Raw genomic sequence first — 26,276 nt, forward strand, 5'->3', positions numbered from 1 at the left:
ATAAAAAAACTCCACCATAAGAACATGTGTCCGACGTTAAGGCACGTGTTTCTTATAGTGGAGTAGTCATTCAAGCATCTTCATACTTAAACGCCAATCCGACATCATAGAAAGGCATTAACGGCAAACAGATTCACTGCCTGCGCATCAATGAGATTGATAGATTGATGTTATTATAACTCCGATTTTCAAAAAATCCAACCATTTCTGCCTGTTAAATTTGAGACTTTTGCAATCCCTATGTTTTTAGTATCCTATTTAGTATCAAACCATTGATTTGGATTCGAAAGAAGGGAAGGACAAATGAAGAAGACAGCGGCATTCAACGAGCTTATCAGGAAAGTTCGAAAAGATTTGTTCAGCAAAGGACCCGAACGCATTCATACCACCTTCGTCGACAACATGGCCGTCACGATGCTTCATGGAAATATGACGCCTACAGAAAAATTTATCGCCAGCGATCCCGACGGCAAAGACATGGTTCATGCGGCTCGAACCAAAATGATTCAAAAAGCGTACACGACGGATTTCACGGAGCGGCTGGAGCAACTGATGGGAACGAAGCTGGTCCATCTCTTTTCGGATATGAAAGTGGAGGAAGACATCGCCATTTCCGTTTTTGTGTTCGAAGATAACATTCAAGAGCCGTAAAGCCTGCGCCGATCTTCCCCAAAAAGTTCCGATTTGTCATTTCAACCGAACCTTATTATAATAATACAAATGAATAAGTTTCCTAGACTGATTCCTAATCCGAATGAAGTGTTGCCGGTGGCCGGGAATGCTTTATACACGATACTTAGTGTTAGATTGATTTCCCTATACGTCATTGTAGGGGGATTAACCAGCATTGACAGACTCTTCCTAACGATGAGTTTGTTGATGCTGTTTTTAATTTCCAAAAGGGAAGTGGATAATGTGGATGTAGTCGAGAATAGGCGCGGAATCATCCGTTTTCATCATGGCGCCGTCGAGCGTGTGCAGGACAAGATCGTGACCGAATACCCTGTAACCATTAAAATCAACGGGGAAGAGTTTGCCACCATGGTCTGTTCGCCGGAACACATCGTAGATATGGCCATCGGCTTCCTGGCTTCTGAAGGTGTCATTCAACGTTACGATGATATTGATGATATTTGGTTTGAAGACAAAGCGGGCTTCGTTCATATCAAGACGAAAAAAATGAATGAGTTTTATCAAAAATTTCATTCGAAACGTTATATTACCTCCTGCTGCGGAAAAAGCCGTCAGGGCTTCTATTTTATCAACGACGCCAAAACGGCAAAAGTCATGGCGGCTATCAATGTGACTTTATCATTCGACGATTGCTTTCGTTTAATGGGGCTGATGCAAAGTTCGGCAGAGATTTTCCAGGAGACGGGAGGAGTCCATAATGCCGCGCTTTGCAATAAACACGACATTATTTTATCGAGAATGGATATCGGCAGGCATAATGCGCTGGATAAAATTTACGGATATTGTTTAATTCATAATGTTTCATTAACAGGGAAAATTATTGTATTTAGCGGGCGCATCTCATCCGAAATCTTATTGAAAGTTGCCAAGATCGGATGCGAGGTCGTTCTTTCGAAATCCGCCCCGACGGAGCTTGCTCTTCAACTGGCGGATGAACTGGGAATCACAACGGTCGGATTTATTCGCAATCATTGCTTAAATGTGTATACTCATCCTCAAAGGATTGAGGGAATTGCTTTGAATCAATGAGACATAACGATACATGGAGGTGACCACACGATGGAGCATCAATTGAAAGACTTACGGCATCGTACTCTGCGGGACTTGAGAATATCCGTTACCGATCGGTGCAATTTTCGCTGCCGCTATTGTATGCCTTCTGAAATTTTCGGACCGGACTATAAATTTTTACCTGGGGACAGCATATTGACCTACGAAGAGATGACCCGTTTGGCCCGGATTTTTGTCTCTTTGGGCGTCAAAAAATTGCGTATTACCGGCGGAGAACCGCTGATGAGAAAAGATGTCGCTTCGTTCATCCGCGCGCTAAGCCGGCTTGAAGGCGTTGAAGACATAGCCATGACCACCAATGGCGTGCTTCTTCCCAAATACGCTAAGGAGCTTCGGGCGGCCGGTTTGATGCGGGTTACCGTCAGTCTCGATTCCCTGGACGATCAACGATTCCGCTCGATGAACGGCGGGAAAAGCGGGGTTCAGCCTGTCTTGGATGGAATTGATTCGGCGGAGCAAGCAGGAATGAAAGTGAAAATTAATATGGTTGTTCAAAAGGGGGTCAATGATCAGGATATTTTGCCGATGGCAGCTTATTTCCGTGAAAAAAAGCAGACTCTTCGCTTTATCGAATTTATGGATGTCGGCAATACGAACGGCTGGAAGCCGGATAACGTTGTAACCAAAAAGGAAATCCTGGAAATCATTCATGAGAAGATGCCTCTTGAGCCTGTGGACGCCCTTTATCACGGCGAGGTCGCTTCACGGTACCGCTACAAGGGGAGCAATGAAGAGATCGGAATCATCTCGTCCGTCAGCGACGCTTTCTGCTCTACCTGCTCACGCGCAAGGATTTCCGCCGAAGGAAAGCTGTACACTTGCTTGTTTGCTTCCCGGGGCCACGATTTGCGTGCGCTTCTTCGATCGGATCAAACGGATAGCGAAATTGTCAGGTTCATTGAAGATATTTGGCAAGCGCGGTCGGACAGCTATTCGGAAGATCGAATGATCCATTCGCAGCAGCTGCCCAAAATAGAAATGTCGCATATTGGAGGATAGTCTCGTGCTTGTTATTCAATAATTCCATGATCCAGAATTTTCAAAGCCGGCGATACCGTAACGGCCGCCTTGGCAAATGCAGCCGGCCAGTTCTCCTCCACCGTCTTCCAATGCCGATATTGAAAGGCCCGTGCATAATCGCCGAATCCAAAAGGGTCGAGCTCCTGCTTCTGAATCTTTTGGATCAAACGATTGAGCTCGCCGGCGAGCTGCCCGGTAAGGACGGCAGATAAGTCATCCCCATTTTTCCCCATGTTCATATTAAAAGTACGTTCGGCAAGCGAAACGTCAAGCTTCAATTTGACATTAAACTGAAACTGATTATTCGTATACCGGGTTTCTATATCGCGTGCAGAAGCTGATGCGCAACTGTATCCGGACGCTCCGTTACAGAAAGAATGATATCTTTCCGGGATTCCGTTAAAGAGTGCGGACAAATGCTGCAAATTTACAGAAAGCGAAGAGGCAATAGTACCGTTAAGTACATCATCTGTCCACTGCTTTGTACGGTTATCCTGACTCCCTCTTAGCCAATGATGGAAAACCCCCATACTCCCACCCAGTTTCCGGTTAAATTATCTTAATTTAGTATGTAAAGTGAGTGGTGGGAATATACCGCAACGGTCAAATTTGCTCGATGACCGGCTGGTTGCCGAACGATTCGCTCATCAGCAGTGAGATCAGCTTGGATGCGGTATCGTCTGGAGTTGACAGCATTCCCTTGTCCTTGAATGAGGAAAACATGGCCGCGCTCGGAAACCGTACGGTATCCGCTCCTCTCGCTTCTTCCTGCAACTCCGTATCGATTATTCCCGGCCATACCGATGCAATGCGAACTCCGTCATCCCCTTGTTCCAAGCCGACGCTTCGAGCGAATGTGTCGAGCCCGGCTTTGGCTGCGGTGTAACAGCTCATCCCTGAAATGAGATGCTTCACGGAGGCTGAGGAAATATTCAATATTCGGCGGTCCGCCTTAGAGCTTCGCGTTCGCTCCATAAAGCTCGAAGTCAGAATCATCGGAGCAAGCAGATTGACTTGCATGTTATGCGCAATCGCTTCGGCGCTGCATTCTCCCATTCGAGATAGCGGGGCTATGACTGCCGCGTTATTAATCAAACAGACCATTTGAGCACGAGGGAAATCGATGCAGGCAAGCATTCGGTCCATCAACGCCTCCAACCCTTCCCACCGGCTGAGATCGTATTCGAAACCGTAGAATACTCCTCTCCCGTCGCCGTGCTCGCTTCGTGCCGGGCTTCTGGAAATGCCCAGAACCGTATGCCCCGAAGCCAGCAGCTGCCGGATTAAAGCCAAACCGATCCCGCGGGATGTTCCGGTTATAATAAAATATTTCATACCGCATATCTCCTCTCATTGATTTATAATCAGATATTATGATCTAGTGCTAATATCTAGTAACAAAATTATCCTTTATCCGAAATATTGTCAACATCCCGGCGCTAAACTAAGATATAATGAATAACTGTAGACAGATAAGAAAACGGGAGAGGATCATCATGTACAAAATGCTCGCTATCGATATCGACGATACGCTGATCAATGAAGCCAAACAAATTACCGAAGGCACTCGTCAGGCGCTTGAGGAGGCTATGGCCCGCGGCGTGACCGTAACGCTGGCGACGGGGCGCATGTACGCTTCGGCCAAGCAGCTCGCCGCCCAACTGGAGCTGAACGTGCCGCTCATTACGTATAACGGCTCGCTTGTCAAAAATTCCGGAGACGGCAGCATCCTGTATGAAAAAGCGGTGCCACGCGACGCCGCCAACATCATTTTCGAATATTGCGCAAACAACGGGCTTCATCTGCAAACGTATTACGACGATGTGCTCTATGTTCAAGAGGATAACGACAAAATTAAAGCGTACGCGGAATTATCGCGAATCCCTTATACGGTGTACCCGAATTTCGGCGAGCTTGCGGACAAGCCGGCTTCCAAGCTGCTCATTATCGACGATCCGGCCCGGCTGGACGAAGTAGCCAAAGAACTGCGCAGCTTAATTCCGGGTCAAATTCACATTACCAAATCGAAGCCGCATTTCCTGGAAATTATTAACTGCGAAGGCACGAAAGGCGATGCGCTGCGTTATTTGGCCGGGCAATTCGGCTACGATATGTCCGAGGTCATCGCCGTCGGTGACGGCTCCAACGACCGGGAAATGCTGGAGGCGGCTGGCCTTGGCGTCGCCATGGGCAATGCCGCGGCATCGCTGAAGCAAATCGCCGATTATGTCACCCTCAGCAACAATGAAGACGGAGTCAAGCATGTCGTCGACAAATTCATTTTGCAAACTGTCTCCTGATTGCCGTTCTTGTTGAATACAAAAGAAGCCGCCTTCCGTATGGGTACGGAAGGCGGCTTTTTCACTTAATAGCCGCAAGCGCGTATGCCTTGTACTGCTCCTGAGGGCTGGAGATGAGCACATTGCCGCCGTGGCATACGCTGACGAGCCTCGGATTCAGCTGAGCGACGACGGCCCCGCTCTCGACCGCTTGCTTCATGTCCGCCGTAAACATCGGCATCGGACGGTTCAGCCGGCCCCGCTTCTCGGTGAACAGATCGCCGGCCAGCAGCACCCCGTCTTGTTCATGATAATAGGCGACATGGCCCGGAGAATGGCCCGGCGTGTGAACGGCCCTGAGCCCCGCCGCGGCTGCGGCCCGATCGTCCAGCGGCTGCACCAAACCCGGCTCGGCCAGCTTCTCCGCCTTGCTGCGGCCCGGATAAGGGAGCCGGCCTTCCATATAAGGAATCTCCTCGGCTTGGGCATAGACCGGGACGGGGAACTTGCTGCGGATGCGAACGATGCCTCCGGAATGATCGGAATGCCCGTGGGTCAGCAAAATGCGCTGCAACGGGGCGTTCAATTGGCGAAAGCATTTTTCGATACCGCCTGCCATTAAAGAAATGCCGGTATCGACCAGCGTTAATCCATCCTCCGATTGCACCACCCATACGCTGACCGTAATGCCGACCCAAATGCTGCACTTCCAAATATGCTCTGAAATTTGAACGGTTTTCACAAAAAATTCCTCCCCGGTTTGAATTTGCTTTGGCCGCCTAGCCGCGCTGCTCCAGCTTTGCCTGCATGCCCAGCAGCAAAATATCGATCGCTTGATCCAGCAGCGGAAGAATCCGCGCCAGCAGCTGTTCCAGCGGCTCCTCGTTCTCCGTATACGTCGTGACCATCCCGTGCAGCATGTAATAATAAATCCGCGTATAGTTAATCTTCTCTTCGTCCGATGCCGGTCGGATGACCCGGTTCAATATCTGCGTGAAGCAGCCGAATATCCGGTTGCGGCGTCTGTTGATGTCGGCATCCGGATTGGCCTCGTCGACGCGCACCGATTTGACGTTAAGAATGATCGTTACCATGCTTTTATGCGACAGACAGAATCGCAGAAACTGCCGGCTGACTTCTTTCAAAGCCTCCGTGGAGGAGAGCTCCGGCCGATTCATGACGGCTTGCATCGTTTCCTCCAGCACCATCAGCGGAGGAAGCGCGAGCTGCTCCAGCAGCGCCTCCTTATCCTTGAAATACAAATAGATCGTCGTATGGGAGCAGCCGGCTTCCTTGGCAATCTCCCTCATCGTCACCGCATCGTAGCCTCTGGCCGTAAACAGCCTCCCCGCCGCATCTCGGATGCTGCTTTTCGTCTCCTCGGAACGAAGCTCCTGCCGCGTCTTCCTTCGCTGCTGTTCCATCAATTTAACCTCCGCATCATTTTATAACCAACGGTTACTAACCTATGGTTATATAATAACCAATGGTTACTTTGTTATCAAGTACCTTTTCAAAAAAATTTTTCCGTCTTCCTTTCCGGCAGCCGCTCATAATTATTTATCCGCTAAAAAAATTGCCGCACGCCCCCATCCGTCGTCACCAACCGGGCACAGGCGCATATCGTGTAGTATCGAAAGCTTGGGCTTTGGCCCGTGGAGGCGATTCTACATGGAAGTTGCCATTTTATCATTACACTGGGTTTACCTGCTGTTCATTATTCTCATTATCGGCTTCATGGTGTTCCGGCGCGATACGACTCTTCTTTGCATCGTCGGCATCTTTGTGCTCGGGATTTTGTCCACCCACTCGCTCAGCCAGTCCGTCAGCGGCGTGTTCAACAGCTTCATCTATGCCATCAAAGAATTGATGGGCACCATATTGATCATCTCCGTCATCGTCTCGATGAGCAAAGTGTTATCGCGGACCGGAATCAACGAAGCGATGATTTCGCCCTTCGCCCGCTTCATCCGCACTCCGGCGCTCGCCTTCTGGATCATCGGCGGCCTTATGATGGTCATCTCGTTCTTCTTCTGGCCCTCCCCTGCGGTCGCCCTGATGGGCGCCGTGCTGCTTCCGGTGGCGCTGCGGGTCGGTCTGCCGGCGCTCGGCGTCGCGGTCGCCATGAACTTGTTCGGCCACGGGATCGCCTTATCCGGCGATTTCGTCATTCAGGGCGCGCCGAAGCTGACGGCGGACGCCGCCGGCATTCCGGTAGGCAGTGTTATAGAGGCGAGCGTACCGCTAGTTATTGTGATGGGCGTCGTAACAACGGTAACCGCCTACTGGATGATGCGCCGCGATATGAAAAGCGGCAAGCTGACGGCCCGCACGGGCCTGTCCGCGGCGCCGGTCGATCCGCCTGTCCGGGAAGGCTCCGAGTCTTCCTTATCTCCGTCGGGCCGGATACTGTTCGCGATTCTGATCCCCGTGCTGTTCATCGCCGACGTAGCCGCGATGTTCCTGCTGAAGCTGCAGGGCGGGGACGCCACGGCTCTGGTCGGCGGAACCGCGCTGTTTATTATGCTCGCCATCTCCATGGCGGCGCACAAACAGCGCGGCCTGGAGAAGTCGGCCGATTATTTGGTCGAAGGACTGCAGTTCGGAATTAAAATTTTCGGCCCCGTCATTCCTATCGCCGCCTTCTTCTACTTGGGCGACTCGGCGTTCATCGACATCTTCGGCAAAGTGCTGCCGGCCGGATCGAACGGCCTTGTCAACGACCTCGGCGTCGCTTTGGCGCATGCGGTTCCGATCAACAAAACGGTCGGCGCGGTTACTTTAACGACAGTCGGCGCCATCACCGGACTCGACGGCTCCGGCTTCTCCGGAATTTCCCTTGCCGGCTCGATCGCCAAGCTATTCTCAACGGCTATCGGCTCCGGCATCGCCACCTTGACCGCCCTCGGGCAAATCGCCGCCATCTGGGTCGGCGGAGGCACGCTGATTCCCTGGGCGCTGATCCCGGCTGCGGCCATTTGCGGAGTCGATCCGTTCGAGGTCGCCAGACGCAACCTGAAGCCTGTTGTGATCGGTCTGGTCGTAACGACGATCGTCGCTATTTTTCTGCTGTAGCGCTAAAAGGGTGGTGAAAAAGTCCGCTGCGGCGTCCATTTGATCCTCCAATCGCTGATATGAACGAGACTGTCAATAGGCAGTTTGTAACTCCCCTTGGTTTTCCCTTGCCCCTTTTTATACAAGAGGGGTGAACAAGCTGAACTAGAAGGCAAAAGCTATCAACGGTGAGCAGTCTGATATTCGCGGGTTCGGATATACCGCATGTTTTCTCTCCGTCTATAGAGAGTGGCACCACGAACTGTTGTCGTGCATCTTTCCCTTTTAGGGTTGGCACATAGCGATTACGTGGATTCTCTCTTACGGCTTTTCCCTTTGCCTTCTAACTCAGCTTTTCATCTCCACTTGCATTGGAGGCATGGGATTACCTTGAATCAACAAAATTGAACTTTGATATAACAAGCGTCCTGTAAAACAGGCGATTCATCCATGTATTCTTTTTTCTTCAAGTTCTCTGGCAATCGACCAAATAAATCCACTTAATTCTCGCGCCACAGCCACAACTGCTTTGCCACTTGGCTTCCCCTTTGACAGCATTTTCGTATATTTTCGATGTAACCGATGCTGTGCCTTCCAGGATATGGCCTGTATTTCAGGTGTTTTTCCTTGTTGACGTTTCTTTAACTCTCCTTTCAACGCAGGTGTATAGCGATAACTCCAAGCGGATTCGACCAGCAAACGGCGAAGGTGGGTATTCCCTGATTTCGTAATACTTCCCTGCCATCGGCTTTGACCACTTGAGTATTCCCGCGGCACCAAACCTGTGTACCCCATAAAAGCCTTCGCATTTCCAAACCGGGTAAATGAACATACTTCGGCTACGATACCTGTTGCGGTCGTTTCAGCTACGCCACGTAAGGTTTGAAGGGCTTGTATTAATGGAGCGTGGTGCCCTTTCGTCGCTTCCTCGTGAATGGCTGCTTCTATACGTTTCAGACGTTCTTCATTTTCATCCATCTGATGCAGCATTTCCTGCAGAACCAAATGCTGAGTAGCAGACTCCAATGGAATACGTCCTAACCACAACCGATACTTTGCCGTCCAGCGGCGAAGCCGCTCTTTAGGTGCAATCTGATGACGAAGAAGAAACTTCCCGATCCGCTGCCGGATTCGAGCCCGATCTTCCTTGACATCTTCACGCATCCGTACCAGATCACGAAGTGCTTCTTCCTCTTGGCTAGGTACATGCACGCGGGTTAATTCACCTGCTCGAAGTAATTGTGCCAGACGCATCGAATCCCTGCGATCCGTTTTTACCCGTTCTCCTGGACGACTCGGCATGAGTGAAGGGGCGATAACTATACAGTCATATCCGTGTGCGGTTAGCAAACGAACTAAAGGATATCCTGTTGGTCCTGCCTCGTAACAAATGCTTAACTCATTGGGTTCGCCTAACTTTCTCAATGTTTTCAAGATGTGATACTCCGTATGAGGAATCGTACCCAAATACCGAGCGCCTTCTCTACCTGGATCTGCTACAGATACAGCAATTTTTTCCTTCGATACGTCTAAGCCTACGTATTTTATGGTATCCTTCATAGTACAGACTCTCCTTTGCAATTTAGCTCTGATTTTGGTTTTGGTTTAGCTTCTACTACACCATTATTCCCAAAATTAACCTAAGACGTTGCACTGACGGGGAGTCTGTCTCGTTCATGATAACTGTTGAAATCGGATTCTTTGGATTGTTTTTTCGTTTTTATGTGGAGAGAATCCGCTTTCAAAGGCGACCGCTTACGCTTTTCCAGATTCAAATGGCCCCTCCGCTCTTTTTTCACCAGGCTTCTAGGAGTCTGTCCGACGAAACAGGAAAAGCATAGTTTCGTCGCGAAACTTAACTGTAATCTGTTTATCTGGTAAAAAAGGGTGTGTGGTTTATGGCAAAATTTAAATCTTACTCCACGGAACAAGGTGAATTGTTTCCGATGTATTTGAGCGATTGGATCCCTGAAGATCATTTAGTGCGGCTTGTTAGCGACATCGTGGATCAGTTAGATCTCACGGTCATGACAAATCGGTATTCCCATCGCGGAGAAGAAGCCTATCACCCCGCCATGCTTTTGAAGTTATGGTTCTATGGCTATGCTACGGGTGTGTTCACCTCCCGGACCCTTCGTCAGGCTATGGATGAAAATATTCCTTTTCGTTGGCTATGTGGCGGCCATCGACCGGATTTCCGTACGCTCAGCGATTTTCGAAAGGATCACCTCGAATCATTACCGGGACTTTTCAAACAAGTGGTACACATCGCCATACAGCTAGGGTACGTGTCCCTCGGTCATGTCAGCATCGATGGTTCGAAGCTGAAAGCCCATGCATCGAAGCATAAGTCGATGTCGCGAGATCGGATGAACCAGGAAATCGAGCGTCTGGAAAAGGAAATCCGCGAAGCTCTCGAGCAAGCCGGCCAGATAGACGACCAAGAGAACGAAGAGCCCCTTTCGCTGTTGCCGGAATCGGTGACCAATCGCCAATCCCGACTTGAAAAAATCAGAGAGGCGCTCAGACAGTTGGAAGCTCGCAAACCGGTAGAGGAATCGAAGACACCGGACAAAGATCAATTTAACTTTACCGATCCAGATTCCCAAATCATGGATACGAAAACCCAAGGCGTCATCCAAGGATATAATCCGCAAATTGCCGTAGATGCGGATCAGGGATTCATCGTCGGACTGCAGATGAACCCTAGCAGCAGCGACCAACACCAATTCCAGCCGGTGCTCGGTTCCATCCGCAACATAACGGGAAAGGTGCCCGAGAAAGTGAGTGCGGACGCAGGGTACTTTAGTGCGGACAACATTCAGGCGGCGACGAAGGCCGAGACCGACGCCTACATCGCGGCAACCCGTGAAAACAAGCAGCACGGGAATCCGTACGATAAAACCAACTTTACGTATATCCCGGAAACGGATACCTATGTGTGCCCAGCGGGACAAACGCTGATCCACAAGTACACATACTATGAAAAGGATCCTCAAAAAGCGACTCAATGGGTGTATATGAGCGATGCCTGCCTGACCTGCCCGTTTCAAAAGGACTGCGTTAAGTCCGGATCCGGTAAACGAAGGGTCAAACGCAATGAAGGCGATCCGATCCGAGAAGCCATGAGAACCAAAGTGCAAAGCGATGCCGGTAAAGACATTTACCGGTTACGTAAAGCCATCGTGGAACCCGCGTGGGGGCAAATGAAAGAATGTCAGGGCTTTCGTCAGTTTCACCTCCGTGGCGAAGATAAGGTTGAGGGTGAGTTCGTCCTTTTGGCTTTAAGCTATAATTTAAGAAAGCTTCATTCTGCCAAATATCCCAAACCATCCACGGTGTATAAACGGGAGAGGTCTGCCCAAAAACGTAAAAAAGCGGCGTAACTCCCACAAAGGCAAAGAAAGACACAGTGATTATACTCAAATCGTGATGAAAAATCATTTGAAAACCGAGTCTTACTCCGAAGGGACCTACAAAAGTAACTCCGTCGGACAGACTCCTAAGAGCGCGGTAAAAAAACAAGCAGCCTTCGGTCGATAGAAGCTTCCACTCGCTCTTATAGCCGGATCTTTTTCATTTTGAACCGCTACAGTGGTGAAAATCCATCTACAAAGGCGACCGTTTACGCTGTTCCAGCTTCAAACGGCCCCTCCGCTCTTTTTCACCGGGCTTCTAAAAAAACAGCCGAAAATAGCGTTCACGGCCATGTTCCCGCTTGCTTTGACGTTCGAATTCATGTAAATTAATACTAACTTTAGTGTATAACTTCAAAACAAGCGATGACCAAGGATATAAGACGTCCATTCCGGTTGCTGCAGAGAGGGAGTCACCGGCTGCGAGCCTCCCCGACCGCGGACGCCTTCCCGCCTTGCAGCTGCAGCGGTGAACTGTTCAGTATCCGCCTGCCGGTGAAGCCGTTATCTTCTTGAGAGCGCCGCGTCTTATTCGCGGCGAACATAAGGGTGGTACCGCGACGCATTCGTCCCTGACGAATGCGTCTTTTTGTTTATAACTAACCATTATAAGGAGGCTGATCCCATGAGACAGCGCCACGCTTTAATCCCGACCCTGCGGGAAATTCCATCGGATGCGGAGGCCGCGAGCCACAAGCTGATGATCCGGGGCGGATTCATCCGTCCCCTCGCCGCCGGAGTTTACTCTTATTTGCCGCTGGGGAGAAAAGCGCTCCGCAAATTGGAATCGATCATCCGCGAAGAAATGGACCGCTGCGGCGCGCAGGAGCTGCTGCTGCCGGCCCTGCAGCCCGCCGAGCTGTGGCAGCAGTCGGGCCGTCACTCGCTCTACGGTCCCGAGCTGGTCCGGCTGCGCGACCGTCACGACCGCGAGTTCGTCCTGGGTCCCACTCACGAGGAGGTCGTCACGGCGCTCATGCGCGATTCGATAAGCTCCTACCGCGATCTGCCGATGACGCTCTATCAGCTGCAAACCAAATTCCGCGACGAACGCCGTCCCCGCTTCGGCCTGATGCGAGGGCGGGAATTTCTAATGAAGGACGCCTATTCCTTCGACATGGACTTGGGGAGCCTGGACCGTTCTTACCGGGCGATGTATGAAGCGTATCATCGCATATTCACCCGCTGCGGCCTGCGGTTCAAAGCGGTGGAAGCGGACGCCGGAGCTATCGGCGGCGAGGGAGAGACCCACGAATTTATGGCGCTGGCGGCCATCGGCGAAGATACCGTCGTCAGCTGCCTAAGCTGCAGCTATGCCGCCAATCTGGAGAAGGCCGAGGCTCAGCCGATTGCGGGTGCGGCGACGGCCGCATCCTCTGCCGTACCTGCTTGCGAAAGCTTCCCGACGCCCGGCTTGCATACGATAGATCAGCTCGTCGGCGCGCTGAACGTGAAGCCGGAAGAGCTGATCAAAACGCTCGTCTATGTCGCCGACGGAGTTCCCGTCGCCGTGGCCGTCCGCGGCGATCATGAAGTTAACGAAGTGAAGCTGAAGCAGTATTTGCAGGCCGAAGCCGTCAGCCTGGCCGACGACGACGTCATCGCGCGGGCCGGGGGCGGACCTGCCGGCTCCATCGGGCCGGTCGGCTTGTCCGTCAAGCTGCTCGTAGACCGCGACGCCGCCCGGATCGCCTCCGCTATCGCCGGAGCGAACAAGGCCGAGCGGCATCTGCGCTTTGTCGTGCCGGGAAGAGACTTCCCGCTCAATCATACGGGCGATTTCCGCAACGTGCAGGAACAAGACCGCTGTCCGCGCTGCGGAGGCGAGCTTGCCTTCTCCCGCGGCATTGAAATCGGCCACGTCTTCAAGCTGGGAACCAAATACAGCGACAAGCTCGGACTCCGGCTCCCCGACGCGTCGGGCAAGCCGTCGCCTGTCATCATGGGCTGTTACGGCATCGGCGTATCCAGACTGTTGGCCGCCATCGTCGAGCAGCATCATGACGAGCGGGGCATTCGCTGGCCGGCCGCCGTCGCTCCGTTTCACGTCCATCTTGTGCCGGTTGCCGCGCAGGACCGCGAGCAGATGAAGCTCGCCGAAAGCTTGTACGAACGGCTCAGCCTGATCGGCGTTGAAGTTCTTTTGGACGACCGCGAGGAACGGGCGGGAGTCAAATTCAAGGATGCCGATTTGATCGGCATTCCGATTCGAATCGTGATCGGCAAGGGAGCGGCGGCTGGACTTGTAGAATACAAAGAAAGAGATGGAGACAGCTCAGCAGAGCTGACGGCCGACGAAGCGGTGGAGCGAGTCATGGCCGCTTTAAAAGCGTGGTGAAAAAGTGGCCGGAGGGCGGGTTGCGAGTTGGAGCAGCAGTAAGCGGTCATCTTTGTATACGGATTCCCTCTGCTTGAGGGGCTCAAAATGAAAGAAATCCGGCTGCAACAGCGAGCGGAAACCTCTATCGTCCGCAGGAGGCTCGTTTTTTGCCGGTTCTTTTTAAAGTCGTGTTAATGCTCTAACGCATCCGTTTAGGCGTTGGCTTGACTGCAGGCCGGGTTTCTTATCGCGAAAATAGCGCCTTCAAACACTGCTCCCCCAAGCAGAACGGGTAAGCGCTCGAACGGCTTGGAAGAGCGCTACAGTATAGGAGGTGTAGCCCCCGGAACTGAAGGGCATCGAACCGTTTCTAAAGCTAACGGACGTCAGGGAGCTAAATTCGTCGCAAACAGACGCTTTTTAAACGTAACGGTCATGACGGCAGTTACATAGCTCCGAATTCTTTCTAAAGCGTATTTGGCAATAAATAGCTGCAGCCGTGTCCGTTAGAAATCCAAAATGGCCGATACGGTTGATATAACGGTCGCTGTGTCCGTCCCTCGTAATTAGGGGATAATCTCACGAATGCTCACTCATTCGCAGGATTTCTATTGTATTGGATGTCGGTGAAGTTTGGAATGTAGGGATTCTGGCCCATCTCATTGGCTAATCGGCATGCAGGAACAGAGGCAGCGTTCATAACGCTTCCAGTTTTACCCTATTGTGCACTACTCCACTTTGCCTCTGGAGGTTCACCCTCCCATGACTCAACGGGTCTTCGCCCTTACATTCCTTCGTTACACCTGTCCAAAGGTGTGGAGACCGATAGCGTTTACTTGACGGGTCATTGCCCTGACGGACACAGAATTCGGTTCACTGTGCATCCATGATTTGAAATCCTGCAAATGAGTCAATACTCGTTTCTGCTAGGAGACTTTAGGCTGCAGGGATGGCCGCTTCGTGTGCGGAACGGTATTCTTCTCCTCTTTGAACCATACCGATCGTGATGCGTGCCCATTTTCCAATTAACTTAAAGATTGATGCCTGCTTCTTCATCCCCTTCGCTACGTTGTGTTCATGCCATCGCTTGAAATCTTCATTGTATCGAACGAGATTGAGCACGCCCAGGAACAAATATTTACGCAGCATGCTGTCTCCGCGCTTGGAAAGCTTGATTTGTCCTTTGAACTTGCCGGAGGTGCACTCTGCCAGATTCAGACCGGCCCGCCTGAGCAACTGCCGACCATGCGAGTACAAGCGAAGGTCGCCTGCACAACCCAGGAGGGCTGCAAGGGTAATCGTCCCCAGCCCGCGAATACTTTGCAATTGCTGCGCCAACGGCATGTCACCCACGAGGGCCTCTATTTCCCGCTGGATTTCATCGAGTCTCTGAAGGGACTGTTTATACGCATCCAACAACCGCTTGATATCTCGACGCGCTTCTTCCGGCACTCGCTTGTCACCGATGCTGCGTGCGGCCAAAGATAACAGCTCCAGCGCCTTCGCTCTCCCGCTAACGCCTGAGGCCCGTTTCATGCCTTGTTCTTTCCAGCCTGCAATGACCTGCTCTACCGTTAGCCCTTGAAGGTCACCAGGTAGCGCAAACGCGCCGAGCGTCGCCAGCGCACGAGGGACGGTCCAATCTTTGAATACCAGTCTGAACTCAGGGAAGTACAAATCGATCCACCGGACGATGCGGTTACCTAAACGTGTGGCATCCTTCGACCAGAACTCGCGGTCGCTCATGATGGTTTTGATCCGTTCAAAGGCAGTCCCTCGGGGAAGGTAGTCCGTGTAGAAGCCCCGGCTCACCACATCAGCAATGGTGAGTGCATCTTTTGGATCGTTTTTGGAAGGACTGTTGTCCCGATTTTCCTTGTTGCGGTGCGTCGTGACGGGGTTGACCAGCACGACGTCAACGCTCTGCTCGAGCAGCCAGTTGGCAAGATTGAACCAATAGTGCCCCGTGGGCTCCATGCCGACGAGAAGCGAAGACAAGCCGTGTTTAGCTTGTGCTTCTTGAATCCACCGGAGAAATCGTTTAAACCCCTCCCGTGAGTTGGGAAACGACAGGTGACGTGAAGTCAGAGAGCGACCGCGAAAATCCGTCAATTGGGCTACGTGGCTATCTTTCGCGATGTCGACTCCCACCACCGCATGGTGTGGGGTTATACGGTCGATTCGTTGATTTATAGTGGCATTTCGGTTAAACTTCATAATAAGACGCCTCCTGATGGGTTTTTAGGGCCTTGACCCGTGACACCCCCATCATACGAGGCGTCCCTGTTTTTGTCCAAGGCCAAATATTAGCCTCTACAGGAATGTTTGCGAGTGTACTGCACTGTAGAAGCGCTAGCACTCGCCTTTAAAGAGAGCAACAAGGCCATGGATGGACGTTTTTCTTATCGATCAGGCTGAAGCCCATACCTGCTAGGCAGCTGCTACATATATTGAATCTTAGATAGGCACACGCTCAGCCATTCGATAAAAGGAGATGTTCCGTCATGTACCCATATCAACCGCAACACTCTCAGCAGCACCAACCAAGAAGCTTTGTTCCCGGACCGGGAGGAGGCTTCCCCGGAGGCCCGGGCGGATTTCCGCCTCCGCCGCCTCCGGGCGGCGGGGGGCCGGGACAGATCGGCGCGCCTCAGTCGCCGCCGCCCAGCTTCGTGCCGCCCATGCCTGCCGCAACGGCATTTGCAGTAGACCCGGGCAGCATTCGCCGCTGCATGTTCCGCAACGTCTATATTTGGCAAACGAACGGGGACCAGTACTGGATGTTCTTGACTCATGTCGGGCGCCGCTCGATTGCGGGCTTTCGCTGGTTCGGCGTCGGCTCCGCAGGCTTCTGGCTGTATTTCGGACTCGACCTGAACCGAATCAGCCAATTCACCTGCTTCTAATGCAAACTACATGACAGAAGACCCTCAGGCACAAGAAAGCGGCGCTCATACAGCCCGCTTCCTCCCGGCCTTCGGGTCTTCTTCCTGTCAATCGAGCTGGAGCAGCAGCTGCGCCATAAGCTGAGCATTATCCAGCTTGTTTTTCAAATAGTCGTAATCTACCCGATATTGATCCACCGCCACTTTAGCTCTCGTCAGCGTCCTTTGCAGCTCATGGGTATGCTGCCATATTTCCGCATCGCGGGCCTGCTCGTTTCTGCCCGAGATGAGCCCTTGGCTGAACAGCTCGCATTCTTTGGCGCGCAGAGCCAGCTTGGCGTCCTCCAGGCGGCTTAAGGCGGCATAATAATCCGCCTCCGCTTCCTTGAGCTGCTCCGGCAGCTGCTGAAGCTGCTGCAGCACTTCCTCTTTCGTCATGATTGCTTCCCTCCAAGCGTTCTTAAGCTTCTCTTCCTTTACCAGCGTATGCGCCTTTCTTGCCCGTTAAGCTAATTTTAAGGCTCGTCTCAGCTGATTTTCAGATTAAGGTCATACTTACGACATGTTTCTGTGGGATCATGAGAAGACATTTAGTCTAGGAACAAGGAGCCTAACCAATGGAGAAGCGAGTGACGATCCCGCTCATTCAGGCGGCGAGAGGCGTGGCCGTCATGCTGGTCATGCTGTTTCATACCGCGCAAATGGGAGAAAAATATTTTCAAATCAATTTCCTCGGCATCAGCGATATGGGGCGTTCCGGCGGTTACGCCTATTTTTTCGTGCTGACCGGGTTTCTTATGTATACCATATATCACAATCACTTCGGCAACGCGAAAATGTGGCTTCCTTTTATGACCAAACGATTGATGAGAATTTATCCGCTATATTGGCTGGTCAATGCCGCCGTCATTCCGGTCTACTTCCTCATGCCTTCCTTCGGGCTCGGCTTCGAGACCAAACCGGCGGAAATTTTCCGTTCTCTGCTGCTTATACCGGGGGATAACCCGCCGATTCTGGGGGTCGCCTGGTCGCTGATTTATATCGTTCTGTTCTACGCGGCGTTCTCTCTCTTGTTCGTCCTGGAACAAAAAGCGGCCCTTGCCGGTTTCGGCTTATGGATGGCAATCATCGGCATGAACACCGCCGGGTGGATTCATTTGAAGGAAAATCCGTGGGTCCATCTGCTGTTCGATCCGCTGAATTTGGAATTTGTGCTGGGAGCAGGCATCGCATACGGCATCGGCCGCGGCTTGATCCGCCAAAGCGGGTACTGGCTCATTGCAGGGGCGCTGATGTTTCCTGCGATTTGGCTGCTCCGCTCGGCCTTCCCGGCTTTGCCGTACGTCAATACGTTGTATACGATAGGATCGGGGCTCGTTCTCGCCGGCGTAGGCTCCATGAAGATCGGCATGCCGCGCGCGCTGAAGCCGCTGCAATTTCTGGGGGACGCTTCTTACTCCATTTTGCTGACCAGCCTCGCCTGCCTGTCGATTACGCTCAAGCTGGCCAAATCCGCACACCTGCCCGCGGAGATCGGAGCCTTCGGCACGACGGCGATATGCTTCGCGCTGTCGCTCGGCTTATGCTGCCTCGTCTACCTGTTGGTCGAAAAACCGCTCGTTCAGCGCATGCGCTCCAGACTTAATCGCAAGCCGCAGACGGCGGCGGCTTCCTGAACTTGCAGCAGCGAGGGGATGGATAAGCGGATTGCCGGGGAGGAGGCTTCCCTTGCCGATCGGTCCGTCCGCCTCGCATTCTGACCGGTTGTCGCCATAAGTCAGTCCTCGAACAGCCGGTGCAAATACTGCTCGCGATGGTTTAAGAAGCCTTTGGTAATTTCGTAATGCGGCGTATCCTCATACCGCACCGGACGGATCGGCAAGCTGTCGAATTCGTAAATTTGCGCGTCCGGGTAGCCCATCAGGATCGGCGAATGAGTGGCGATGATGAACTGGGAATACGGGGCGAGCTCATGAAGTCGCCGGAGAAAGGCAAGCTGGCGCGCGGGAGACAGGGCCGCCTCCGGTTCGTCGAGCAAGTAGACGCCCCTCTTGCCGAAGCGGTGCTGAAACAGCGCGAAGAACGATTCGCCGTGCGACTGCTCATGCAAGGAGCGGTTCCCGTAGGCGCGGTAAGCCTTGTAGCCCTCCAGCGGGTCTTTGGACAGCTCGTCCAAATGCGAGGCGAACTGATAGAACGACTCGGCCCGCAGAAAAAAGCCGTTCGACACTTTGGGCATCCACGATAACCTAAGGTACGGTCCGAGCACCGATCCGGAAGCCTCCACCTCATGCCGGTTGTTGACCCCTCCGCCCGCCGTGTTGAAGCCCGCTTGATAGGCGATCGCCTCCAACAGCGTCGACTTGCCCGAGCCGTTCTCCCCTACGAAGAAGGTTACCGGACTTTCGAACGACAGCCGATTCAGCGTACGAATGCTCGGAATCGAGAACGGGTACTGCTCCCGCTCCGTATCGGGCAGGCGCTCCCGCATCAGCGTAACGGTTTGAAGATACATCCTCACCGCCTCCTATGTTCCATTTATTTCCTATAGTATAACATAAAAATGGACAGACGCCCCCGCTTCCAGCCAGGCAGCTTCTGTCCGTTTTGTTCGCGCCGCGCTTACTCCTCCGGGGTCCGGTCCAGAAACAGCCGGGTTACCTCGGTCGATTCTCCCCGGCCGATTTCTTCCTCCGTGGCCTCTTCTTCCAGCGGATCATGCGTGTTCATGCCGGGCGCTATGCTGGGTTCATGCTCCTGCCGCCGCTCGCGCCCTTGCTCACGTTCCTGCCGGCTGTCAAATTCCGATGTCATCGCTGCCACACCTCCTTTTGCATCCGTTACGCCGTCTCGCTTGCATGAATTTGTCATTCTGAAATGCAAAAAAAGCCCGCAGCCTTCGGGTCCGTTGACCCAAAAACATGCTGCAGGCTTAGTATGCCCGCCGCTAATCCATCTCATAGATCGAGCCGGACTTGCTTGCGAACATTTCCGCATAAACTTTTTCCGCATAGGCGTCGGTCATCCCGGAAATATAATCGGCGACAAACCGCGGCCACGACCAACGGCTCTTATGCTGATCGTAGTTCTCGATCCAGTCCGGCGGAATGATCAGTCGGCCGGTTTCATATTCGATGAAGCTGGTCCACAGCCTCTGGATCATAATCTCGCTGCGCTTCTGCAGCCGCTGCACCCGAAAATCCTTGATCAGCGTCACCCAAGCGAGCTTCTTCAATACTTCCATCGTGCGCAGCAGCTGCACGTCCTCCTGTCCGTCTCGGACAAAGGTGACCCGCTTCCAGCCTTTCTTGGCATCGTCGATAATGCCGACCTGATGAGCGAACGCGCTGACCCAGCGCGCCTTAATTTCCCTGCGCGTGCGGGACGCCTCGTTGCCGCATTCGGCATAGATCGTCTCCCACTGCTCCAGGAAGGAGAACAGCACTTCCTTGACCATCGCCTTCATATCGACCTGATCCCAGCCCATATCCCCGTTACCGTGATCATCGACAATTTCCTGAATGACATTCTCGACGAGCCGCTCGTCCTCGAAAAACGTGCGGTTCATTTGAATTTTGCCCGCGCGAATGCCGTCCTCGATATCATGGGTCGAATAAGCGATGTCATCGCATAGATCCATCAGCTGCGCTTCCAGCGTCGAGCAGCCTTCCGGCATCCCCCACTTATGGCGCAGCGCGGCGATGTCCTGCCACTCCATTCCGTAGACGCCTTTAAGACGGTCCGGTTCATCCAGATTAAACGGATATTTGTTAATCGCGAGCAGCACCGCCGCCGTCAGATCCAGTCCGCTGCCGCTGCCGGCCCGTTTCTCCAAAAACATCAAGATGCGGAAATTTTGCGCGTTTCCCTCATAAGACAGTCCGTGAACGACGGACAGCAGCCGGTTCAGCACATCCTCCCCTTTATGCCCGAACGGAGGGTGTCCCAAATCATGGGCGAGCGAAGCGCATTCCACTACGGCTGGGTCCAGAACGAGTCCCGGATGCTCCTTCCGGCTCAGAAACGGATACAGCTTTCCGATCCGTCTGGCTACCTCCCGGGCAATTTGCGACACTTCCAGGGAATGCGTCAGCCGGGTGCGGTAATAGTCGCCGGACCCCGCCCCGAACACCTGCGATTTCCCCTGCAGCCTGCGGAAGGCGGGCGACTGAATGAGCCGCGCGTAATCTTTCTCGTATTCATCCCGCTCCTCGCTGGACTTGGTATGGGTCGTATCGTTCAATCTCAGCTTTCGCAAATCCATCGTTGTTCTCATCTCCAGTTCGCCGAACCCGATCGTTCTATCAGGTTTCTATATCGAAAAACGACGTTCCCGGGGAACGCCGCTTTCTTTATCTGTCATTTATTCTAACATGTTTATAGTCAAAATAAAACGGCTCGTTTCACGCGGCTTCCTACGCCCGAACCGTCTCCAGCTCGAACGTATCCGCGGCCTGTGCCGTAACGAACGGGCTCGGTTCGCCGAGCGCATAAATATGCAGCAGATGCATCGCCCGTGTGCAGGCGGTATAGAACAGCTTGCGCTCGCTTTCGCGATGGTACTGCTCCTGCGAGCCGTCATAGATGATGACGGCGTCGAACTCGACGCCTTTGGCCAAATATGCCGGGAGCACGAGCATCCCCTTCACGAATTCCGGCGTATTCTTCGTCACCAGCTGCAGCGGCAGCCGCTCCCGCAGCGCTTCGTACGCCGCGGCGCTTTCTCCCGCCGTCTTGCAGATGATCGCGACCGACTCGTAGCCGTCCGCGCGCAGCGCCTCCATATCGGCGACGATGTTGTCGTGCAGCTCCGAGCGGTCCGCCGCCTTCGTCACCTGCGGCTTGTCGCCGCCGCGGTTGAACGGCACGATCTCTTCGCCTCCCGGCACCATCCCGCGGGAGAACTCGACGATCTCGCGGGTCGAGCGGTAGCTGCGGGTCAAGCGGATCAGCTCCGTCTGCTCGGGGCCGTACAGCGCCGCGATCGGATCGAGCTCGCCGAGAGCCGAAGCGTGCGCGTAGATCGCCTGGTTCATATCGCCGAGCGCCGTCATCCGGCTGCGGGGAAACAGCCGCTTCAGAAATTCCAGCTGAAACGGCGAATAATCCTGCGCCTCGTCGACGATCACGTGGCGAACCGAATTGTTCGTCTGGAAGCCCAGCATCAGCTCGTTCAAATATAGCAGCGGCGTAGCGTCTTCATAGGGAATCTCCTTGCCGCTCAGCTTGCCGACCGTTTGGCGGCAGATGTCCTGCCAATGCTCCGGCACGCCGGATGCGCCCGCAGTCTGGGAGAACAGCGCTTTATTCTCGAACAGCTGACGATAGATGGCGAGCACGTGAACGAAGCGCAGGCGCTTGATTCGATGGCGGACCGGCTTCATCTCCTCCGCCACGACCATGCGGGCGAGCAAATCCTTCTCGACTTCATAATCGTCGAACGTCTCGGTCCGCCCCTGCTGCTTGCGGCGCATCTGGGAATAGGCGCGCTGATAATCCTCCGGTTCGAGCAAGTTAATGCGCTCTTCCACCCAATCCCGCTCCCGCTCCGCCTTCTCGAACTGCCGCAGCTGCTGCAGCAGCCAGTCCCGCAGCAGGATCAAACGGTTCGGCAGCCGGATGGACGAGTCGAAGGAGTAGAACTTTTCTCGAATCTGCTCCGCCGATACGACGCTTCTTCCCTGGAACCGGACAGACCCAAAGATCATGCCCTCCCGTTCCAGCACATCCTTATATGCCGTAATCGCATGCAAATAGTCTGCCGACGATTTGTAGCGAATGCCTTCGATTCTCGCCTCGTATCCGGGCTCATCGGCTGCCGAGAGCACGTATTCCAGCTGCGCGAACGGGTCCTCAAGCTCATATTGTTTGCCGAGGCGATGTTCCAGGTACTGCTGGAACGTCGTCTGCTGCATATTTTCCTCGCCGAGCTCGGGCAGCACGGTGGACACATAGCTGTTGAACATCGGGTTCGGCGAAAACAGCACCATCTGATCGGCCGACAGCGTCTCCCGGTGCTTATAGAGCAAATAGGCGACCCGCTGCAGCGCGGCCGACGTTTTGCCGCTGCCTGCGGCCCCTTGCACGATCAGCATCCGGCTGCGATCATTGCGGATGATCCGGTTCTGCTCCTTCTGGATCGTCGCGACAATACTCTTCATCTGCGCGTCGGAGCTGCGGCTCAGCACCTGCTTCAGCAGCTCGTCGCCGATCGTAACGCCGGTATCGAACATAAGAGCGATGCTTCCGTCGCGAATCACATACTGCCGCTTCAGCGACATCGTGCCGGCAACATCTCCTCCCGGCGTCTCATAGGAAGCCGGACCCGGCGGATAATCGTAATACAGGCTGGACACCGGAGCCCGCCAATCGTATACGAGGAACGTATTCTCATCGTCATCGTTAAACGAAGCGATGCCAAGATAGATGCTTTCGCCGCTCTTTGCTCCCTCCTCCGTGAAATCGATCCGTCCGAAATAAGGCGACCGCACCAGCCGGGTCAGCTTGCCGAGCGCCACGGAAGCGTTCCGGTGGCGCCGCTCCCGCTCGTCAAGGATTTCGACCTGCTGCTTCAAGCTGAAGTAAGTCTCCGTCAAATCTTCCATATTGCTTAAGTTAACCGTAACGTCATCCCAAAAATTTTTGCGGATATCCACGACATCCGATCGTACAATCCCGACTTCCCGCTCCAGCTGTTCAATGCGTCTGCCTATTTTGCCGATAACCATGTCGGCTCGCTGCTGCTCCTCGCGCCAATCTTGATCCGTGATACTCAAAGTCAAATCGCCTCTCTTCGATTGGTATACAAACGGTGGTTGACAACTGTGGTCACAAGATGCTATACTTGAATTAAAGAAATTCTTATGATGGTCTATCTTTGCTTAACTGAAAGATAGCAATCGTTTCTCATTGTATCATTTTACATTATTGAAATCAACATAATGAACAGTAGCTTCGACGCCGACAGGCGTTTTTTTTGTTATTACAGCCTATTATCATTCCGGCTCTCCCCTATAGCGTATCTGAACCCGCTGCGAAACTACGGTCCCCGCATGACGGTTTTTTTTGTTGCGGTTGTTTTGTTTCGGGTTGGTTTGTTGCGGTTGGTTTGTTTCCGGCTTGGCCGAATCCGCTGGCTGAACCATCGTGACGAACCGGGCCGCAACAGCCGCGAACGGACAGCAGCCGGTTCAACTTAACCCGCTGCCCGCCATCTATGCCAAAAACCGCCATCCCGCACCTGAATCAGGGCGCGTCAATGGCGGTTCGCCGGCGAGTTATCTACGATGAAAACGGAATGCCGTACAAGCGCCACGGCTTATTTGCGCCGAAGTAATTGCACAAACTGCGCTCCGCCTCGACGGGGGCGATGCGGAAATCGGCAGGAGGCTCGCCCGCATACAACAGCGCCTCCTCGCCCTGCCGCAGCTGCAGCTCGACGATGCCGCCCCCCGCCGCGCGCAGCGGGATGTCCTTGCCCTCTCCCGCCGAGATCGCGCGAATCGTCCGCTCCTCCGCTTCGCTCCAACCTGTCTTTAGCCGGCAAGGCTCGCCCGCCAGGCTCTTCACGCGGATGAATGCGGTGCGTCCGCCTTCCCGCTTCGCGCTGAGCAGAAACGCGCCTTCCGCTCGCAGGTTGTGGAAGCTCACATCCTGCCACTCGTCCGGCACGGCCGGAAAGACGCGAATCGTATCGCCCCAGCTTTGCAGCAGCAGATCATGAATCGACTCGGCGCAAGCGAGCGGCGATTCCATCACCGGTCCGGCTTCTCTGTACATCGTATTCGGCTTGATCAAGTGCATGAAGGCGCGAATATATTGCAGCGCTTCGCTGCCTTCCCCGATCGCCGCGGCAATCGAAGCCGCCCCGGTAAACGTGAAGCCGCGCATATCCCCTTCCATACCGGTCCAATACCGCAGCGAACGGCGGATCAGATCGCGCTCCTCAGGATCATCTCCGGCCATCAAGTGCAGCGGGAATACCGCCAGCAAATGGCTGAAATGGCGATGGCCGAATTCGATAGGCGCGTCCTTGCCGAGCATCAAGCCGTTCTCATCCATCGGAAACGGCGTCAAATGCTCCAGCACGTACGCCCAGCGTTCGGCGAGCGGGTCGCCGAGCTGCAGCCGCTCGTCGATGGCCAGCAGCGTCTCGCAGCCCCAGCGAATCAGCGCCAGATCGTAATGGCAGTCGGGCACGGTCATTTTCAGGAAGGAGCCGTACTCAGGCGAAACCGTCGGCCGCAAATGCAGCTTGCCGTCCTCGCCTTCCTCCAGAATATGCACAAAATATTGCACCGCCCGTTTGAGCAGCGGCAGCAGACCTTCGCGCAGCATCGTCTCGTCCATCGAATGGCGGTACTGCCGCCAATAGTTATGGCAAATCCAGAGCAAATTGCCGGTTTCGTCGCTTACCTTGCTGCTAAGATCGTAGCTGCAGCTTCGGCCAAGCCCCGCCGAATCGCTTCTGTACTCTTCCGGCACATTGTCGATCAAATTAGCGAAGTTTTCGTCCAGACCGCGGATCAGCGATTCCCCCAGCTCCAGCCGATTCGAGGTGTAGACCGGAGAATAGCTCATCTGCACATTCATGTTAAACCATACGCCGGGCCAAGGCGTCGGAGTCATCCACGGCCCTTGATTGTCAATGATCAGGTGCTCCCGGCGGGTTGCCGAAGCCAGCTTGTACATCTGTATCCAGTAAAATCCTTCCAGGCGGGTATCCGGCAGCGAAACAAAGCTTTGCGGATAATACGCGTGCCACCAGCTGCGGTGCGCTTCCACCTCTTGCTCCAGACTGGCCTCCGCCGTCTCTCGCACCAGAGCGGCTGCGGCATCCCCGGCCGCCTCGTCCGCTCCGCGCTGCACCGTCAAATAGCAAATACGGCGGCCGGGGGACGTCTCGCGCTCCTGCCAAGCCGTCGTGCAGCCGTCTCCGAGCGGATACGTTTGAACGCCGACGTTGACCTCCTGCTTCATATATTTGGTAACCCTAATTTCCGGAATATATTGATTGAGATTAAAGCCGTCGGCGTTCTTCAGAACCGGCGACACTTCCGGCTCGGCGTACCACTGCAGCTTGGCCTCGCGCTCTCCCTCGGAAGGCTCGAGCTCAATGACCAGCACCGCCTTCTCGCTGTGAACAAATGCGCGCAGCCCGATTTCTCCTTTGGTCGTCACCACCCTCGCCTTGATCTCGGCGTTCCATAGGTCCACCTTAATCTCGGTCGGCTGATAAATCCAGCCGGCGCATTCCAGGTCGATCTCGCCGATCGGAACCCGCGGGCTGTAGCCGCTCGGCCGCTTCGCCGTAATATCCGTGCGGCTGAGCACGAACCGCAGCACATTCCTCTTCTCCCGGTGCTCCTCCCCGAACATCATTGCGCCCATCAAGCCGTTGCCGATAAAAGCGCCTTCATTCCATGACATCGGGCGCGTCGTCCAGGTCATGTCGTGCCGGGACAAAAAACCGCTCCAATCCACCTCCGCTTCCAGCCGGCATGCTTGTCCGTTGTGTGCCGTCATCCCTTTTTTCCTC

The 26,276-nt window shown here is 53.8% G+C and carries 21 protein-coding genes; 9 read left to right on the forward strand and 12 right to left on the reverse strand.

Annotated features, from left to right (window positions below; translation table 11 throughout):
- Positions 1-303 precede the first annotated feature (303 nt).
- The 3 genes from SK3146_RS14785 (at position 304) to moaA (ending at position 2,763) form a co-directional block, all read left to right on the forward strand.
- A complete protein-coding gene (locus tag SK3146_RS14785; protein ID WP_249865748.1) occupies positions 304-651 on the forward strand; it encodes a Na-translocating system protein MpsC family protein in 348 nt (115 codons plus the stop codon).
- A gap of 264 nt (positions 652-915) precedes the next feature.
- Positions 916-1,722, forward strand: a complete 807-nt coding sequence (gene fdhD / locus SK3146_RS14790; RefSeq protein ID WP_249866303.1) for a formate dehydrogenase accessory sulfurtransferase FdhD — start codon at positions 916-918, stop codon at positions 1,720-1,722.
- 30 nt (positions 1,723-1,752) lie between these two features.
- On the forward strand, positions 1,753-2,763 hold the full coding sequence (moaA, locus tag SK3146_RS14795) for a GTP 3',8-cyclase MoaA (RefSeq protein WP_249865749.1): 1,011 nt from the start codon (positions 1,753-1,755) through the stop codon (positions 2,761-2,763).
- 11 nt (positions 2,764-2,774) lie between these two features.
- Here the strand turns inward: moaA and SK3146_RS14800 are convergent, their stop codons facing one another.
- Positions 2,775-3,314, reverse strand: a complete 540-nt coding sequence (locus tag SK3146_RS14800; RefSeq protein WP_249865750.1) for a Ger(x)C family spore germination C-terminal domain-containing protein — start codon at positions 3,312-3,314, stop codon at positions 2,775-2,777.
- A gap of 73 nt (positions 3,315-3,387) precedes the next feature.
- On the reverse strand, positions 3,388-4,119 hold the full coding sequence (locus SK3146_RS14805; RefSeq protein ID WP_249865751.1) for an SDR family NAD(P)-dependent oxidoreductase: 732 nt from the start codon (positions 4,117-4,119) through the stop codon (positions 3,388-3,390).
- Between the two features lie 161 nt (positions 4,120-4,280).
- Here SK3146_RS14805 and SK3146_RS14810 point away from each other — a divergent pair, with 161 nt between their 5' ends.
- Positions 4,281-5,084, forward strand: coding sequence for a Cof-type HAD-IIB family hydrolase (locus SK3146_RS14810; RefSeq protein WP_249865752.1), 804 nt, complete (start codon positions 4,281-4,283; stop codon positions 5,082-5,084).
- 61 nt (positions 5,085-5,145) lie between these two features.
- Here the strand turns inward: SK3146_RS14810 and SK3146_RS14815 are convergent, their stop codons facing one another.
- Together SK3146_RS14815 and SK3146_RS14820 are read right to left on the reverse strand one after the other, a co-directional pair.
- Positions 5,146-5,805, reverse strand: coding sequence for an MBL fold metallo-hydrolase (locus SK3146_RS14815; RefSeq protein ID WP_249865753.1), 660 nt, complete (start codon positions 5,803-5,805; stop codon positions 5,146-5,148).
- Between the two features lie 37 nt (positions 5,806-5,842).
- Complete coding sequence (locus tag SK3146_RS14820) at positions 5,843-6,487, reverse strand: TetR/AcrR family transcriptional regulator (protein ID WP_249865754.1); 645 nt, start codon at positions 6,485-6,487, stop codon at positions 5,843-5,845.
- Positions 6,488-6,734: 247 nt separating this feature from the next.
- Between SK3146_RS14820 and SK3146_RS14825 the strand changes: the two genes are divergently transcribed.
- Entirely contained in the window at positions 6,735-8,138 is a 1,404-nt protein-coding gene (locus tag SK3146_RS14825) for a hypothetical protein (RefSeq protein WP_249865755.1), read from the forward strand.
- Between the two features lie 423 nt (positions 8,139-8,561).
- Here the strand turns inward: SK3146_RS14825 and SK3146_RS14830 are convergent, their stop codons facing one another.
- On the reverse strand, positions 8,562-9,677 hold the full coding sequence (locus SK3146_RS14830; RefSeq protein ID WP_249865756.1) for an IS110 family RNA-guided transposase: 1,116 nt from the start codon (positions 9,675-9,677) through the stop codon (positions 8,562-8,564).
- 338 nt (positions 9,678-10,015) lie between these two features.
- On the opposite strand from SK3146_RS14830, the gene SK3146_RS14835 reads away from it, so the two are divergent.
- The gene (locus tag SK3146_RS14835) at positions 10,016-11,503 is read left to right on the forward strand and encodes an IS1182 family transposase (protein WP_249860275.1); all 1,488 of its coding nucleotides are present in this window, start codon (positions 10,016-10,018) and stop codon (positions 11,501-11,503) included.
- A 655-nt stretch (positions 11,504-12,158) separates the two neighbouring features.
- The gene (locus tag SK3146_RS14840) at positions 12,159-13,871 is read left to right on the forward strand and encodes a proline--tRNA ligase (RefSeq protein WP_249865757.1); all 1,713 of its coding nucleotides are present in this window, start codon (positions 12,159-12,161) and stop codon (positions 13,869-13,871) included.
- 918 nt (positions 13,872-14,789) lie between these two features.
- On the opposite strand, the gene SK3146_RS14845 is transcribed toward SK3146_RS14840, so the two are convergent.
- A complete protein-coding gene (locus tag SK3146_RS14845; RefSeq protein ID WP_249860577.1) occupies positions 14,790-16,070 on the reverse strand; it encodes an IS110 family RNA-guided transposase in 1,281 nt (426 codons plus the stop codon).
- Between the two features lie 287 nt (positions 16,071-16,357).
- On the opposite strand from SK3146_RS14845, the gene SK3146_RS14850 reads away from it, so the two are divergent.
- Entirely contained in the window at positions 16,358-16,759 is a 402-nt protein-coding gene (locus SK3146_RS14850) for a collagen-like protein (RefSeq protein ID WP_249865758.1), read from the forward strand.
- Between the two features lie 87 nt (positions 16,760-16,846).
- On the opposite strand, the gene SK3146_RS14855 is transcribed toward SK3146_RS14850, so the two are convergent.
- Complete coding sequence (locus tag SK3146_RS14855; protein WP_249865759.1) at positions 16,847-17,176, reverse strand: hypothetical protein; 330 nt, start codon at positions 17,174-17,176, stop codon at positions 16,847-16,849.
- Between the two features lie 179 nt (positions 17,177-17,355).
- Here SK3146_RS14855 and SK3146_RS14860 point away from each other — a divergent pair, with 179 nt between their 5' ends.
- Entirely contained in the window at positions 17,356-18,414 is a 1,059-nt protein-coding gene (locus SK3146_RS14860) for an acyltransferase family protein (RefSeq protein WP_249865760.1), read from the forward strand.
- Positions 18,415-18,515: 101 nt separating this feature from the next.
- Here the strand turns inward: SK3146_RS14860 and SK3146_RS14865 are convergent, their stop codons facing one another.
- The 5 genes from SK3146_RS14865 to SK3146_RS14885 form a co-directional block, all read right to left on the reverse strand.
- On the reverse strand, positions 18,516-19,253 hold the full coding sequence (locus SK3146_RS14865) for an AAA family ATPase (protein ID WP_249865761.1): 738 nt from the start codon (positions 19,251-19,253) through the stop codon (positions 18,516-18,518).
- Positions 19,254-19,360: 107 nt separating this feature from the next.
- Positions 19,361-19,552, reverse strand: a complete 192-nt coding sequence (locus SK3146_RS14870; protein WP_249865762.1) for a hypothetical protein — start codon at positions 19,550-19,552, stop codon at positions 19,361-19,363.
- A 133-nt stretch (positions 19,553-19,685) separates the two neighbouring features.
- On the reverse strand, positions 19,686-21,002 hold the full coding sequence (locus SK3146_RS14875; RefSeq protein ID WP_249866304.1) for a deoxyguanosinetriphosphate triphosphohydrolase family protein: 1,317 nt from the start codon (positions 21,000-21,002) through the stop codon (positions 19,686-19,688).
- 151 nt (positions 21,003-21,153) lie between these two features.
- Entirely contained in the window at positions 21,154-23,466 is a 2,313-nt protein-coding gene (helD, locus tag SK3146_RS14880; protein WP_249866305.1) for an RNA polymerase recycling motor HelD, read from the reverse strand.
- A gap of 553 nt (positions 23,467-24,019) precedes the next feature.
- Complete coding sequence (locus tag SK3146_RS14885; protein ID WP_249865763.1) at positions 24,020-26,263, reverse strand: glycosyl hydrolase family 95 catalytic domain-containing protein; 2,244 nt, start codon at positions 26,261-26,263, stop codon at positions 24,020-24,022.
- Positions 26,264-26,276: the final 13 nt, after the last annotated feature.

Origin of the sequence: Paenibacillus konkukensis (assembly GCF_023523925.1) — a bacterium.
Lineage (GTDB): Bacteria > Bacillota > Bacilli > Paenibacillales > NBRC-103111 > Paenibacillus_S > Paenibacillus_S doosanensis.